The sequence below is a fragment of the Conyzicola nivalis genome (genome assembly GCF_014639655.1).
Lineage (GTDB): Bacteria > Actinomycetota > Actinomycetes > Actinomycetales > Microbacteriaceae > Conyzicola > Conyzicola nivalis.
Genome location: NZ_BMGB01000001.1, coordinates 1,836,554 through 1,850,725, shown reverse-complemented (window position 1 = coordinate 1,850,725; position 14,172 = coordinate 1,836,554). Strand labels below are relative to the sequence as shown.

Annotated in this window: 13 protein-coding genes; 8 read left to right on the top strand and 5 right to left on the bottom strand. The window is 66.9% G+C overall.

What is annotated here, in order from left to right:
* Positions 1 to 61: 61 nt before the first annotated feature.
* From IEV96_RS09170 to IEV96_RS09150, 5 genes are all read right to left on the bottom strand, one after another.
* Positions 62 to 823: a succinate dehydrogenase iron-sulfur subunit gene (locus IEV96_RS09170; RefSeq protein ID WP_188510319.1), complete on the bottom strand. Its 762-nt coding sequence runs from the start codon at positions 821 to 823 to the stop codon at positions 62 to 64.
* A complete protein-coding gene (sdhA, locus tag IEV96_RS09165) occupies positions 823 to 2,637 on the bottom strand; it encodes a succinate dehydrogenase flavoprotein subunit (protein ID WP_188510318.1) in 1,815 nt (604 codons plus the stop codon). Before sdhA ends, IEV96_RS09170 begins: the two co-directional genes overlap by 1 nt.
* A gap of 36 nt (positions 2,638 to 2,673) precedes the next feature.
* On the bottom strand, positions 2,674 to 3,123 hold the full coding sequence (locus IEV96_RS09160) for a succinate dehydrogenase hydrophobic membrane anchor subunit (RefSeq protein ID WP_188510317.1): 450 nt from the start codon (positions 3,121 to 3,123) through the stop codon (positions 2,674 to 2,676).
* Positions 3,124 to 3,125: 2 nt separating this feature from the next.
* Positions 3,126 to 3,560, bottom strand: coding sequence for a succinate dehydrogenase, cytochrome b556 subunit (gene sdhC, locus IEV96_RS09155; RefSeq protein WP_188510316.1), 435 nt, complete (start codon positions 3,558 to 3,560; stop codon positions 3,126 to 3,128).
* Positions 3,561 to 3,684: 124 nt separating this feature from the next.
* Positions 3,685 to 4,821 carry a glycosyltransferase family 4 protein gene (locus IEV96_RS09150; protein WP_188510315.1) on the bottom strand — a complete coding sequence of 379 codons (1,137 nt, stop codon included), beginning with the start codon at positions 4,819 to 4,821 and terminating at the stop codon, positions 3,685 to 3,687.
* Between the two features lie 108 nt (positions 4,822 to 4,929).
* Between IEV96_RS09150 and IEV96_RS09145 the strand changes: the two genes are divergently transcribed.
* The 8 genes from IEV96_RS09145 to IEV96_RS09110 all read left to right on the top strand — a co-directional run bounded on the left by IEV96_RS09145 (position 4,930) and on the right by IEV96_RS09110 (position 14,134).
* Positions 4,930 to 6,051: a mannose-1-phosphate guanylyltransferase gene (locus IEV96_RS09145; protein ID WP_188510314.1), complete on the top strand. Its 1,122-nt coding sequence runs from the start codon at positions 4,930 to 4,932 to the stop codon at positions 6,049 to 6,051.
* Positions 6,052 to 6,054: 3 nt separating this feature from the next.
* Complete coding sequence (locus tag IEV96_RS09140; RefSeq protein WP_188510313.1) at positions 6,055 to 7,023, top strand: nucleoside hydrolase; 969 nt, start codon at positions 6,055 to 6,057, stop codon at positions 7,021 to 7,023.
* Positions 7,024 to 7,182: 159 nt separating this feature from the next.
* Entirely contained in the window at positions 7,183 to 8,253 is a 1,071-nt protein-coding gene (locus IEV96_RS09135) for a BMP family lipoprotein (RefSeq protein ID WP_188510312.1), read from the top strand.
* A 118-nt stretch (positions 8,254 to 8,371) separates the two neighbouring features.
* A complete protein-coding gene (locus IEV96_RS09130) occupies positions 8,372 to 9,871 on the top strand; it encodes an ABC transporter ATP-binding protein (RefSeq protein ID WP_188510311.1) in 1,500 nt (499 codons plus the stop codon).
* Positions 9,868 to 11,136 carry an ABC transporter permease gene (locus IEV96_RS09125; protein WP_229733180.1) on the top strand — a complete coding sequence of 423 codons (1,269 nt, stop codon included), beginning with the start codon at positions 9,868 to 9,870 and terminating at the stop codon, positions 11,134 to 11,136. Before IEV96_RS09130 ends, IEV96_RS09125 begins: the two co-directional genes overlap by 4 nt.
* Positions 11,137 to 11,502: 366 nt before the next feature.
* A complete protein-coding gene (locus IEV96_RS09120; protein ID WP_188510310.1) occupies positions 11,503 to 12,420 on the top strand; it encodes an ABC transporter permease in 918 nt (305 codons plus the stop codon).
* A gap of 8 nt (positions 12,421 to 12,428) precedes the next feature.
* Entirely contained in the window at positions 12,429 to 12,836 is a 408-nt protein-coding gene (locus IEV96_RS09115; RefSeq protein WP_188510309.1) for a cytidine deaminase, read from the top strand.
* A 2-nt stretch (positions 12,837 to 12,838) separates the two neighbouring features.
* Positions 12,839 to 14,134 (top strand): thymidine phosphorylase, encoded by a 1,296-nt coding sequence (locus IEV96_RS09110; protein WP_188510308.1) that lies wholly within the window; start codon positions 12,839 to 12,841, stop codon positions 14,132 to 14,134.
* Positions 14,135 to 14,172 lie beyond the last annotated feature (38 nt).

Genomic DNA, 14,172 nt, shown 5'->3' with positions numbered 1-14,172 from the left:
CAGGCAATGACAAAGCCCGCCCGGTCTGATAGACCGGGCGGGCTAGTCAATCAACGAACGGTTAAGCCTTGCCGCGCATGATGGCCTGCTTGACCTCGGCGATCGCCTGCGTCACCTGGATGCCGCGCGGGCAGGCCTCGGAGCAGTTGAAGGTGGTGCGGCAGCGCCACACGCCCTCCTTGTCGTTGAGGATGTCGAGGCGCACCTGGGCGCCCTCGTCGCGCGAGTCGAAGATGAAGCGGTGCGCGTTCACGATGGCGGCCGGGCCGAAGTACTGGCCGTCGGTCCAGAACACGGGGCAGCTCGACGTGCACGCGGCGCAGAGAATGCACTTCGTGGTGTCGTCGAAGCGGGCGCGCTCGACCGGGCTCTGCTTGCGCTCCTTGCCGTCCTTCGTGCCCGATGAGGCCATCAAGAACGGGTTGATCTGGCGGTACGACTCGAAGAACGGCTCCATGTCGACGATGAGGTCCTTCTCGAGCGGCAGGCCCTTGATCGCCTCGACGTAGATCGGCTTCGATATGTCGAGGTCCTTGATCAGGGTCTTGCAGGCGAGCCGGTTGCGGCCGTTGATGCGCATCGCGTCGGAGCCGCAGATGCCGTGGGCGCAGCTGCGGCGGAACGTCAGTGATCCGTCCTGCTCCCACTTGATCTTGTGCAGCGCGTCGAGGATGCGGTCGGTTCCGTAGACCTCGACGTCGAAGTCCTGCCAGCGCGGCTCGGTGTCGACGTCCGGGTCGAAGCGACGGATGATGAGGGTCGCCGTGAAGGTCGGGATGACCTCGGGCACGGATGGGTTGTTCTCCAGGACTGCAGTACTCATTAGTACTTCCTCTCCATCGGCTGGTAACGCGTGATCACGACGGGTTTGGTGTCGAGTTTGATGTGGTCGACGGCGTCGGCGGAGTGCGCGTCGCCCGTCAGGTAGGCCATCGTGTGCACGAGGAAGTTCTCGTCGTCACGAACCGGGTAGTCCTCGCGGAAGTGGCCGCCGCGGCTCTCCTTGCGCGAGAGCGCCGAGTAGACGACGACCTCGGCCAGGTCGAGCAGGAAGCCGAGCTCGACCGCCTCGAGCAGGTCGGTGTTGAACCGCTTGCCCTTGTCCTGCACGGCGATGTTCTTGTAGCGCTCGCGCAGCCCCTCGATCACGTGGGTGACCTCGATGAGCGTCTCCTCGGTGCGGAACACCTGGGCGTTGCGGTCCATCGAGTCCTGCAGCTCCTTGCGGATCGCGGCGATGCGCTCGGTTCCGTTGGAGTTGCCGAGCGTCTGCAGCATGGTCCGGATGTCGCGTGCCGGATCTTCGGGCAACGGGAGGAACTCCGCGGTCTTCACGTACTCGACGGCGTTCTTGCCCGCCCGCTTGCCGAACACGTTGATGTCGAGCAGCGAGTTGGTGCCGAGGCGGTTGGAGCCGTGCACCGAGACGCAGGCGCACTCGCCGGCGGCGTAGAGGCCGGGCACGACGGTGGTGTTGTCGCGCAGCACCTCGGCGGCGACGTTGGTGGGGATGCCACCCATCGCGTAGTGCGCGGTCGGGAGCACGGGAACCGGCTCGGTGTAGGGCTCGACGCCCAGGTAGGTGCGGGCGAACTCCGTGATGTCGGGGAGCTTCGCGTCGATCACCTCTTTCGAGAGGTGGGTGATGTCGAGGTAGACGTAGTCCTTGTTCGGACCGCCGCCGCGGCCCTCGCGGATCTCGGTGGCCATGCAGCGGGCGACGATGTCGCGGGGCGCGAGGTCTTTGATGGTGGGCGCGTAACGCTCCATAAAGCGCTCGCCATCGCTGTTGCGCAGGATCGCGCCCTCGCCGCGGGCCGCCTCGGAGAGCAGGATGCCCAGACCGGCCAGGCCGGTCGGGTGGAACTGGAAGAACTCCATGTCCTCGAGCGGCAGTCCCTTGCGCCAGATGATGCCGACGCCGTCGCCGGTGAGGGTGTGGGCGTTCGAGGTGGTCTTGTAGATCTTGCCGAAACCGCCGGTCGCGAAGATGATCGCCTTGCCCTGGAACACGTGCAGGTCGCCGGTTGCGAGCTCGTAGGCGACGACGCCCGACGGCTGATCGACGCCGTCGACCGTGGTCATCACGAGGTCGAGCACGTAGAACTCGTTGTAGAAGTTGATACCGAGCTTGACGCAGTTCTGGTACAGCGTCTGCAGGATCATGTGGCCCGTGCGGTCGGCGGCGTAGCAGGCGCGGCGCACGGGGGTCTTGCCGTGGTCGGCGGTGTGTCCGCCGAAGCGGCGCTGGTCGATCTTGCCGTCGGGCGTGCGGTTGAACGGCAGTCCCATGTTCTCGAGGTCGAAGACCGCCTCGATGGCTTCCTTCGCGAGGATCTCGGCGGCATCCTGATCCACCAGGTAGTCGCCGCCCTTCACGGTGTCGAAGGTGTGCCACTCCCAGTTGTCTTCCTCGACGTTGGCGAGGGCCGCGGCCATGCCACCCTGGGCCGCGCCGGTGTGCGAGCGCGTCGGATAGAGCTTGGAGATCACGGCCGTGTTCGCGTGCGGGCCGGCCTCGATCGCTGCGCGCATGCCGGCACCGCCGGCGCCCACGATCACGATGTCGTGCTGGTGGTAGTGGATTCCGTCGACGATTGCTCCGTCGGCGTACTTGTTGAAGGCTGCGTCAGTCATTGATACGGCTACGTCTTTCTACTGCACTGGGCATTTCTACTGCGCGGGGCAGAAGCTGGGGAGCATGTCGAGCTGGTCGGCAGGAACGACCGGGCACGGGTCGAAGGTGTAGATCACCAGGGTTCCCAAGATCAGCAGCACGGCCGTCGAGGCGAAGATGGCGCCGAGCAGGATGCGGCGGACGGTGGGGTTCGTCGCGTAGTCGTTCACGATCGTGCGCATGCCGTTGGCGCCGTGGATGAGCGCCAGCCAGAGCAGCAGCGTGTCCCAGACCACCCAGAACGGGTCGGCGAGCTTGCCCGCCACGAAGGCGAAGTCGATGGCCTTCACACCTTCGCCGGCGACGAGGTTCACAAAGAGGTGGCCGAAGATCAGCACGAGCAGCACGACGCCGCTGGCGCGCATGTAGATCCAGCCCCACTTCTCCCAGTTGATGCCGCGGCGCGGGCGGCCCGATTCGAAACGGGGCGGGTCGATGGTCGTCATCATCAGCCTCCGAAGACGTGCATGAGCTGGCGGGGGATGAAACCGATGAGCAACACTGCCCAGAGCACGATCACGATGTAGAACATGAGCTTCTGGTGCTTGGTTCCCCAACCCCAGAAGTCGATCAGGATGATCCGCAGGCCGTTGAGGGCGTGCAGGCCGATGGCGGCGACCAGGGCGATCTCACCCAGACCCATGATCGGGGTCTTGTAGGTGTTGATCACCGCGTTGTACGCCTCGGGGCTCACCCTCACGAGGCTCGTGTCGAGAATGTGTACGAGAAGAAAGAAGTAGATCGCGACCCCGGTGATGCGGTGCAGAACCCAGGACCACATGCCCTCGCGGCCGCGGTAAAGAGTGCCCGCCGGTCGTCTCGGAGGCTTGATCGTGGGGACCGCGCGCTTTTCAGCCAGGGTTCCCGCCGATTCCTGTGGCACGTAACCCTCCTTGCGGATGAGCGGCCACGCTGCGCAACTGGTCAGCGGGACCGGTGGATGTTCGGTCGTCGAACGTATTCATCCTATGTCGAGTCGCGCGGAGTCGCTTGTCAGGCAACCCTAATTAGCTCGACTTCAAGACAGTTTTGCCGGCGGAGACGATCGCGGCCTCGTAGTGGCCGACGAGTTCGGCACAGACGGAGTGCCACGAGCGCCCGATGACCGAGCGCCGCCCGGCCTCGCCCATGCGCAGCCTCGCGGCCCGATCGGTCGACAGCAGCTCGACGAAGGAACGCAGGCCCGTGTCATCCGCCTTATCGAAAAGAAAACCGTTGACGCCGTGGTCGACGAGGTCGATGGGCCCGCCAGACCGCGGCGCGATCACCGGCACGCCGCTCGCGAAGGCCTCCTGCAACGTCTGGCCGAAGGTCTCCTCGGTGCCCGTGTGCACGAACAGGTCGAAGCTGGCGTAGGCCGCGGCGAGTTCGGCGCCGCCGAGTCTGCCGAGCCAGGTGACGGGCATTCCGGCGAGGGCGCGCTTGGCCGACGGCACCGACGGGCCGTCGCCGACGATGGCGAGCCGCACGCCCGGAAGGCCGTGCAGGGCCTTGAACCGCTCCACCTGCTTCTCGGGCGCGATGCGGCCGACATAGCCGACGACGATCTCGCCGTTCGGCGCGAGCTGGTCGCGCAGGGCGATCGTCGCCGGATCGAGGCGGTTCGCGGGGTGGTAGCGCACCAGGTCGACGCCGCGGCCCCAGCGGGCGAGACGCCGGATGCCGGCTGCCGAGAGGTCGGCCATCGAGGCGCTCGACGGCACCAGTGTGACCGCGGCGCCCTCGTGGATCCAGCGCACGACCCGCCACGCGAACGATGTCGCAGCGCCCAGGTGGTTGCGGCGGGCATAGCCGGCGACGTCGGTCTGGAAGATGGCGACCGACGGAACGCCGAGCCGGCCGGCCGCGGCGATCGCTTGCGCGCCGAGCAGGAACGGCGACGCGGCGTGCACGATGTCGGGCGCGAACGCCGCGATCAGGCGCTGCACGTGCGGGCTCGGCAGCCCGACGGGAAACTGGCGGTAGGCGAGGGCGGGAACCTCGTGCACGGGGAACCCGGCGTACTCGCGGGGGCTTCCCGCGGCCGGCACGATGACCATCGCCTCGTGCCCCTCGGCCCTCAGATGGTCGAGTACTTTGCACACGCTGTTCGTGACGCCGTTAACAGTAGGGAGAAAACTTTCGGTGACGATCGCTATGCGCATTCGAGATACCCCGCTTCGTGGCCTGCACCAAGGCTAGGAGGGCGGTATGTCGCACGGATGAATGCGGGGTGAAGCTCCCGTGCGGGTGTGAGGTATTAGGTTGGTCGGATGAGCGCCAACACCAAACCCCTCGAGCGTTTTTACAGCGTGATCCCCGCCGGCGGCATCGGATCCCGGCTGTGGCCGCTGTCGCGAGCCGACGCCCCCAAGTTCCTGCACGACCTCACCGGCAGCGGCCAGACCCTGCTGCGCGACACGTGGGACCGGCTTGTCCCGCTCTCGGGCGAGCAGCGCGTGATGGTCGTCACCGGCCGCGCCCACCGCGCCGCCGTCGAGCAGCAGCTGCCCGAACTCGCCGACAAGAACGTCGTGCTCGAGAGCGAGCCCAAAGAGTCGTCGGCCGCCATCGGTCTCGCCGCGGCGATCCTCGTGCGCCGCGAACCCGACGTGATCATCGGCTCGTTCGCCGCCGACAACGTGATCAAAGACCAGCGCGGCTTTCGCCGCTCGGTCGTGGAGGCCGTGGCTCTCGCCGACGCCGGCTACATCGCGACCATCGGCATGAACCCCACCGAACCCGCCATCGGCTTCGGCTACATCCACTGCGGCAAGGCCCTGGAGATCCCCGGGGCTCCCAGCGCGCTCTACGTCGACAAGTTCGTCGAGAAGCCCGACCTCGCGACCGCGAAGGGCTACCTCAAAGACGGCAACTACCTGTGGAACGCGGGCATGTTCATCTCCCGCGCCGACGTGCTGCTCGAGCAGCTCGGCCAGGAGCAGCCCGAACTGCTCGCCGGACTCAACGAGCTCGCCGACGCGTGGGACACCCCGCAGCGCGGCGCCGTCGTCGACAAAGTCTGGCCGGGTCTCACCAAGATCGCTATCGACTACACCGTCGCCGAGCCGGCCGCGGCCTCGGGACGTCTCGCCGTGGTGCCGGGCGACTTCGACTGGGACGACGTGGGGGACTTCGCGGCGATCGGCAAGCTGCACTCGGGCGGACGCAAGAAGGACCTCGCCATCCTCGGCGAGAACGCCCGCGTGCTCGCCGACTCGTCGAGCGGCGTGGTCATCAGCCAGACGGGCCGTCTCATCTCGCTGATCGGCGTGAACGACATCGTCGTCGTCGACACCTCCGACGCGCTGCTCGTGACCACGACGGCGAACGCGCAGCGCGTGAAGTCCGTCGTCGACGCGCTGAAGCTGTCCGGCCGCAACGACGTCCTGTAGCGCGTGGGCGCCGCGATCCCGCTGATCATCGACACCGACACGGCGCAGGACGACTGCGTCGCCCTGCTCGTCGGGCTGCTCGACCCGCTCGCCGACCTGCGCGCGATCACGATGGTGGCGGGCAATGTGGGCTTCGAGCGGCAGATCCTCAACGCGCACATGACGCTGAGCGTCGCCGGGAGACTCGGGCAGGTGCCGGTGTATCTCGGTTGCCGCCGGCCGCTCGTGCGCGAGTGGGTGTCGGCGGAATACGTGCACGGCGACGGTGCCGGCGGCCTCACCATGGACTTCGACGGGCTCGAGCCGCAGGCCCAGCATGGCGTCGACGCGCTCATCGCCCACACCGCGGCGGCGCCAGGCGAGATCACCGTCGTGTGCATCGGGCCGCTCACCAACGTCGCCATGGCGGCCATCAAGGACCCGTCGTTCGTGACGAACGTGAAAGCGCTCGTCATCATGGGCGGCTCGAACAACGCCCGCGGCAACATCACGGCCGCGGCCGAGTACAACTTCTACGTCGACCCCGAGGCGGCGAAGACCGTGTTCGAGGCGGGCTTCGCGTCGATCACCGTCGTGCCCTGGGCGCCGGTGACCCTGCGCGACGCCGTCTTCCCGCGGGAGCAGCTCGCGCGCATCGCGCGCATCGACACCCCGATCGCCCGGTTCTTCGCTACCATCACCGAGACGACGCTCGGGTTCAACGAGAGCGTCGGAATCGACGGCTCCACCCACCCCGACTCGCTCACCGCCGCGCTGCTGCTGCACCCCGAGCTCGTCACGGCGAGCGGGCAGTACGCGGTCGACGTCGAGACCGGCTCGGAGCTCACCAGGGGATACGCGGCGATGTCGTGGGGCGTGCACGAGCTGGTCCCCAACGCGACGGTGGTCGAGAGCGTCGACGCCGCCGGTTTCGCCGACTATCTGGTCGATCTGCTCGCCACCGAGACGACGCCTGACCGGCAATTACGCTGACCTTTCGGCCGCTGTGATTTCCTAGACATTTCGGCAGCATCCCAGCTTTGTAACGTCTGAGGCATAGTTGCGAGATTTCGTCCATCGCGCTGGTCGCAATCGGTAATCTGGGTGGCATCCGCCCTGGTATCGCCAGGGCATGCATCTGGAGGAAATCTAGTGAACGTAATCACACGCAAGCGTGGTCTCGCTGGCCTGGCGCTCGTCGGCGCAGCGAGTTTCATTTTGGCCGGTTGTGCAGCAGCACCGGAAGAGGGCGAAAGCGCCGAGAGCGTCGACTACAAGGCCTGCGCCGTCTCTGACGAGGGCAGCTGGAACGACAAGTCGTTCAACGAAGCGGCCTACGCGGGTCTGACCCAGGCCGAAGACGAGCTCGGTGTCAAGATCGCCGACGCGGAGTCCGCCTCCACCGACGACTTTGAGCCGAACCTCAGCAACATGATCGACGCGAACTGCGACATCATCTTCGCCGTGGGCTTCAACCTCATCGACGCGGTCAACGCCGCTGCGGCCTCGAACCCCGACAACCACTTCGTCACGATCGACGGCTACGTCGCCGAAGAGACGACCACCAACCTCAAGCCGATCATCTACTCGATGAACGAGTCGAGCTACCTCGCCGGCTACCTCGCCGCCGCATACTCGACCACGAAGGTCGTCGGCACCTACGGCGGACTCCAGATCGACGCCGTCACCGACTTCATGACCGGCTTCTACAACGGCGCCAAGGCCTACGAAGAAGAGACGGGCACCCCCGTCAACGTTCTCGGCTGGGACCCGGCAGCAGCGACCGGCCTGTTCACCGACGGCTTCGGCGACTCCGAGGGCGCGAAGAGCATCAGCGCCGGCCAGATCGCCCAGGACGCCGACGTCATCTTCCCCGTCGCGGGTGGCCTCTTCAGCGCAACGTCTGAAGCCATCAACGAGTCGGGCAAGGACGTCGTCTTCATCGGTGTCGACAAGGACATCGCCGTGACCAGCCCCGAGTACGCAGACCAGGTGCTCACCTCGGTCCTGAAGAAGATGACCGACGCCGTGTTCGACGTCATCGAGGAGCAGGTCGACGGCGCCGAGTTCGACGCGACCCCGTACGTGGGAACGCTCGAGAACGAGGGCACCGACCTCGCCGACTTCGGCACCTTCGACGACAAGGTCGACGCCGAGATCAAAGACAAGCTCGAAGAGCTCAAGGCCGGCATCATCGACGGAAGCATCGACCCGCTCGAGTAAGCAGCTCGATAACACACGCACACAGCGAACGCCGGGGTGGCCGAGTGCCGCCCCGGCGTTCTGTGTGTGATTGCCTGATACTCGTACCCGACCGTTTTACTGGCAGAATCTTGACACGATGAAACTCGAACTCCGCGGCATCACCAAGCGCTTTGGTGCACTCGTCGCCAATGACCACATCGACCTGACCGTCGAACCCGGCGAAATCCACTGCCTTCTCGGCGAGAACGGCGCGGGCAAGTCCACCCTGATGAACGTGCTTTACGGCCTGTACAAGGCCGACGAGGGCGAGATCCTGCTCGACGACGAGCCGGTTCGCTTCCTCAGCCCCGGCGACGCTCTCGCCGCCGGAATCGGCATGGTGCACCAGCACTTCATGCTCATTCCCGTCTTCACCGTCGCCGAGAACGTCATGCTGGGCCACGAGCCGGTCAAGGGCGGCGTCGTGCTCGACCTGCCGACGGCGCGCACGCTCGTCACCGACATCTCCAAGCGCTTCGGCTTCGACATCGACCCCGACGACGTCGTCGGGGACCTGCCGGTCGGCGCCCAGCAGCGGGTCGAGATCATCAAGGCACTCGCCCGCGACGCGCAGGTGCTCGTGCTCGACGAGCCCACCGCCGTGCTCACGCCGCAGGAAACCGACGAGCTCATGATCATCATGAAGCAGCTCGCCGCCGGCGGTACATCCATCGTCTTCATCACCCACAAGCTGCGCGAGGTGAAAGAGGTCGCCGACCGCATCACCGTCATGCGCCTCGGAAAAATCGTCGCGACCGCCTCGCCGTCCGCGTCGACCACCGAGCTCGCCTCGCTGATGGTGGGCCGCGCGGTCGACCTGACCGTCGAGAAGAATCCGCCGACGCTCGGGGGCGAATCGTTCGTCGTCGCGGGACTCACCGTGCTCGACGCGAACGGCCAGCGCCTGCTCGACGACGTGTCGTTCACGATCCGCGAGGGCGAGATCCTCGCGGTCGCCGGCGTGCAGGGCAACGGCCAGACCGAACTGACCGAGGCCATCCTCGGCCTGCGCTCGGGCGTCAAGGGTTCGGTCACGCTCGACGGCAAGGAGATCGTCGGCGCCACCGTGCGGCAGACACTCGACGCCGGCATCGGATTCGTTCCCGAAGACCGCAAGAAAGACGGCCTCGTCGCCGAATTCTCCGTCGCCGAGAACCTCATGCTCGACCGCAGCGTCGGGGAACCCTTCGCGAAGGGCCTCAACATCAGGTTCGACTACCGCGAAGAATTCGCCGAGAAGTCGATCAAGGAGTTCGACATCCGCACGCAGGGAACCGACACCCTCGCGGGTCGGCTCTCCGGCGGAAACCAACAGAAGGTCGTGCTCGCGCGCGAACTGTCGCGCGACCTGCGCCTGCTTATCGCGTCACAGCCCACCCGCGGCCTCGACGTCGGATCGATCGAATTCGTGCACGACCGCATCGTGGCGACCCGTGACTCGGGGATCCCCGTGCTCATCGTGTCGACCGAGCTCGACGAAGTCGTCGGGCTCGCCGACCGTATCGCCGTGATGTACCGCGGCAAGATCGTGGGCATCGTCGATGCAGACACCAGCCGGGCGACCCTCGGCGAGATGATGGCAGGAATCGCAGCATGAGCGACCAGGCACCGACACCGACGATGGTGACGCCGAACCTCGAGCCGGAGACGCCGCCCTCGCGCTGGTCCGTCGCCTGGCGTGACATCGTCGCCGGCAGTCCGCTGCGCACGCTCCTCGCGATCGTGCTCGCCTTCGTCGTGGGCGCGGTTCTCATCGTGCTCACCAACGAAGAGTTCCTCTCGTCGGTCGGCTACATCTTCTCCCGGCCGAGCGACGCCATCGAGGCGGCCGTCAACGCGGTCGTCGAGGGCTACGGGGCGCTGTTCCGGGGCTCCATCCTCAACTTCCAGGGCGACACGTTCGCCGAGGTCGTGCGTCCGCTCACCGAGACGCTGCGCCTCGCCACCCCGCTCATCGCGGCCGGGCTCGGCATCGCCCTGAGCTTCCGCGTCGGCATGTTCAACATCGGCGGCCAGGGCCAGCTGCTCTTCGGTGCGGGTTTCGCCGGCTTCGTGAGCTTCCACGTGAGCCTGCCGTTCCCGCTGCACCTGCTGCTCGCCATCGTCGTGGGCATCCTCGGCGCCGCCGCCTACGGCGCGCTCGTCGGCTTCCTCAAGGCGCGAACCGGAGCCAACGAGGTGATCGTGACGATCATGCTCAACTACATCGCGTTCTACCTCATCACCTACCTGATGCGCACACCCGTGCTGCAGGACCCGACGTCCGGCGGAACGCCGAAGACGCCGGCGCCCGACGCCAGCGCCCAGCTGCCCCTCCTCTTCGGCGGCAGCTTCGCGCTGCACTGGGGCTTCGTGCTGGTCATCGGCGCGACGTTCCTCTTCTGGTGGCTGATGGAGCGCTCGACCCTGGGTTACCGCTTCCGCGCCGTCGGCCTGAACCCGAGCGCCGCCCTCACCGCCGGCATCAACGTGAACAGCATCTACGTGCTCGCGATGGCGCTCTCGGCCGGTTTCGTCGGTCTCGCCGGTGTGAGCCAGGCCCTAGGACGCACCGCCGGATTCACCCCCACCGTCGACGCGGGTATCGGCTTCGACGCCATCACCGTCGCCCTGCTCGGCGGTTCCACGGCCGGCGGCGTCTTCCTCGCCGGACTGCTCTTCGGCGCCATGAAGGCCGGCGGCCCGTCGATGCAGATCGCCGACGTTCCCCCCGAGCTGCTCGGCGTCGTGCAGGGTCTCATCGTGCTGCTCATCGCCGCGCCCCCGCTCGTGCGTGCCATTTTCCGCCTGCCGTCTCCATCGGCCCAGAACGCCCGAACCCGCGCAGCGCGTCGCTCGGCAAAGAAGGGTGGCGTGAAGTGACGACCGTTGTCTCCACCCCCGTCGTGCACACGATCACCGAGATTCCCCGCAAGTGGAAGATCGCCGTCGTCCTCAGCGTGCTCGCGGTCGTCGCGTTCGTCGTCTTCGGAATCTTCGGCGACGACCGCACCGCGCTCATCGTCTTCTCCGAGGCCACCGACGCGATCGTGATCCCGAACGTGCCGGTCACGTCGCAGGTTCTCTGCACGGTCGTCGGCGTGCTGCTGCTCGTGCTCGCCGCCGTGTCCGTGTGGCTCACCGTCGGCCGCCGCAAGGTGCCGCTCTGGCTCATCATCACGTTCACGCTGCTGTTCCTGATCGCGCTCGTCGTGTTCACCGGCGGTGTTCACCGGCGCGGGTTCGAAGGTGCCCGTCGTCTTCCTGATCAGCGGCTCGATCGCCCTCGCCACCCCCGTGATCTTCGGCGCCCTCGCCGGCGTCATCGGGGAACGTGTCGGCGTGGTCAACATCGCGATCGAGGGCCAGCTGCTCGCCGGCGCCTTCGTCTCCGCGGTCGTCGCGAGCCTCACCGACAGCCTCACGCTCGGCCTCATCGCCGCGCTGATCGGCGGTGCCCTCGTCTCGATGGTGCTCGCCGCGTTCTCGATCAAGTACCTGGTCGACCAGATCATCGTCGGTGTGGTGCTCAACGCCCTCGTCATCGGTCTGACGAACTTCTTCTACGCCGCGGTGCTGAACGACAACTCGCAGGAGACGAACTTCCCCGGAACCCTGCCGTTCCTGCCGATCCCGCTGCTCTCCGACATCCCCGTCATCGGTGCGGTCCTCTTCGATCAGCGCATCACCACGTACCTCATGTTCGTGCTGGTTCCGCTCGTCTGGTTCATCCTGTTCAAGACCAAGATCGGCCTGCGCATCCGCGCGGTGGGCGAGCACCCCCTCGCCGCCGACACCGTCGGCATCAACGTCAACCGCACCCGCTTCTGGACGGTGTCGATCGCCGGCACCATCGCGGGCCTCGGCGGTGCGGCGCTCACGCTGGGCTCGGTCGGCGCGTTCGTGCGCGAGATGTCGGCCGGTCAGGGCTTCATCGCCCTCGCCTGCGTGATCCTCGGGCGCTGGAACCCATGGCTCGCCGCCCTCGCGGCGTTGCTATTTGGATTCTCGAAGAACTTCCGCATCTTCGCCGGTCAGACCGGCGCCGACATCCCGCCCGACCTCATCGCCATGGTGCCCTACCTCGTCACCCTCGTGGCCGTCGCCGGCCTCGTCGGACGCGTTGTCGGCCCGGCCGCAGCGGGCAAGCCCTACGTCAAGCAGTAAGGAACCTTATGGTCGACATCGACTGGGACGCCCTCCGCGTCGCCGCCAACGAAGCGATGCAAAAGTCGTACTCGCCGTATTCGAAGTTCCCGGTCGGCGCTGCGGCCCTCGTTTCCGACGGTCGCATAATTTCCGGATGCAACGTGGAGAACGCCTCCTACGGTGTCGGGCTCTGCGCCGAATGCGCCCTCGTCTCCGCCCTGCACATGTCGGGTGGCGGTGAACTCGTCGCGTTCACCTGCGTCGACGGCCACGGCAACATCCTCATGCCTTGCGGGCGTTGCCGCCAGCTGCTCAACGAGTTCTCCGCCGAGGGCATGCTGCTCGAGACCGTCTCCGGTATCAAGACGATGGACGAGGTGCTGCCCGACGCGTTCGGACCCCGCCAGCTCGCTGAATACGCGCAGGCCGACTGATCATGGCCGTCGAACCCTTCGACGTCGTCGACCTCATCCGCACCAAACGCGACAAGGGTGCCCTGACGACAGCCCAGATCGACTGGCTCGTCGACGCGTACACGCGCGGCTATGTGGCCGACGAGCAGATGGCCGCCATGACCATGGCGATCTTCCTCAACGGCATGGCACGCGAGGAGATCCGCGATCTCACCCTCGCGATGATCGCGAGCGGCGAGACGCTCTCGTTCGAGGGACTCGGCAAGGCCACCACCGACAAGCACTCCACGGGAGGGGTGGGGGACAAGATCACGTTGCCGCTGGCTCCGCTCGTGGCATCCTTCGGCGTCGCGGTTCCCCAACTGTCCGGCCGCGGACTCGGCCACACCGGCGGAACCCTCGACAAGCTCGAGTCGATCCCGGGCTGGCGCGCGTCGCTCAGCAACGAGGAGTTCCACAGCCAGCTGCGTGACGTCGGCGCCGTCGTGTGTGCCGCGGGATTGGGGCTCGCCCCCGCCGACGGCAAGCTCTACGCCCTGCGGGACATCACCGGGACCGTCGAGGCGATCCCGCTCATCGCGTCCTCGATCATGAGCAAGAAGATCGCCGAGGGCACGTCGGCGCTCGTGCTCGACGTGAAGTTCGGCTCGGGCGCGTTCCTGAAAGACATCGAACAGTCACGTCAGCTGGCGGAGACGATGGTCGCGCTCGGCAAGGACGCGGGTGTTGCGACGACGGCGCTGCTGACGAACATGAACGTTCCGCTCGGCTTCGCGATCGGCAACGCGAACGAGGTGCGCGAGTCGGTCGAGGTGCTCGCCGGCGGCGGTCCCTCCGATGTGGTCGCGCTCACGGTCGCCCTCGCCCGCGAGATGCTCGCGCTCGCCGGCCAGCCCGACGCCGACGTCGAGGCTGCCCTCGCCGACGGCCGCGCGATGGACACCTGGAACGCGATGATCCGTGCACAGGGCGGCGACCCTACGGCCGCGCTGCCCGTCGCTAAGGAGACCCACGTCGTCACGGCCGCCCGCGGCGGCGTGCTCGTCGAACAGCAGGCGCTGCCGTTCGGAATCGCGGCCTGGCGCCTCGGAGCCGGCCGGGCGCGCAAGCAGGATCCTGTCCAGCATTCCGCCGGCGTCGACCTGCACGCGAAACCGGGTGACACGGTTACGGCGGGTCAGGCGCTATTCACTCTCAGCGCCGACGAGCCGGAACGCTTCGACCGCGCGCTGGAGGCGCTCGAGGGCGCGTACCGCATCGGCGACCCCGGCGAGCCCGTCGAAACCGGGGGACCGCTCATCGCCGGCCGCATCGAGTAGCGCCCGCCCCTGATCGGGCACGGCAGGGTAGATTTAGT

Bases quoted from the DNA above. Each gene is read 5' to 3' on its own strand.
- IEV96_RS09115 (WP_188510309.1), top strand. From the start codon at position 12,429: ATGGTCGACATCGACTGGGACGCCCTCCGCGTCGCCGCCAACGAAGCG.
- IEV96_RS09145 (WP_188510314.1), top strand. From the start codon at position 4,930: ATGAGCGCCAACACCAAACCCCTCGAGCGTTTTTACAGCGTGATCCCC.
- sdhA (WP_188510318.1), bottom strand. From the start codon at position 2,637: ATGACTGACGCAGCCTTCAACAAGTACGCCGACGGAGCAATCGTCGAC.
- IEV96_RS09130 (WP_188510311.1), top strand. From the start codon at position 8,372: ATGAAACTCGAACTCCGCGGCATCACCAAGCGCTTTGGTGCACTCGTC.
- IEV96_RS09170 (WP_188510319.1), bottom strand. From the start codon at position 823: ATGAGTACTGCAGTCCTGGAGAACAACCCATCCGTGCCCGAGGTCATC.
- IEV96_RS09110 (WP_188510308.1), top strand. From the start codon at position 12,839: ATGGCCGTCGAACCCTTCGACGTCGTCGACCTCATCCGCACCAAACGC.
- IEV96_RS09160 (WP_188510317.1), bottom strand. From the start codon at position 3,123: ATGACGACCATCGACCCGCCCCGTTTCGAATCGGGCCGCCCGCGCCGC.
- IEV96_RS09150 (WP_188510315.1), bottom strand. From the start codon at position 4,821: ATGCGCATAGCGATCGTCACCGAAAGTTTTCTCCCTACTGTTAACGGC.
- IEV96_RS09125 (WP_229733180.1), top strand. From the start codon at position 9,868: ATGAGCGACCAGGCACCGACACCGACGATGGTGACGCCGAACCTCGAG.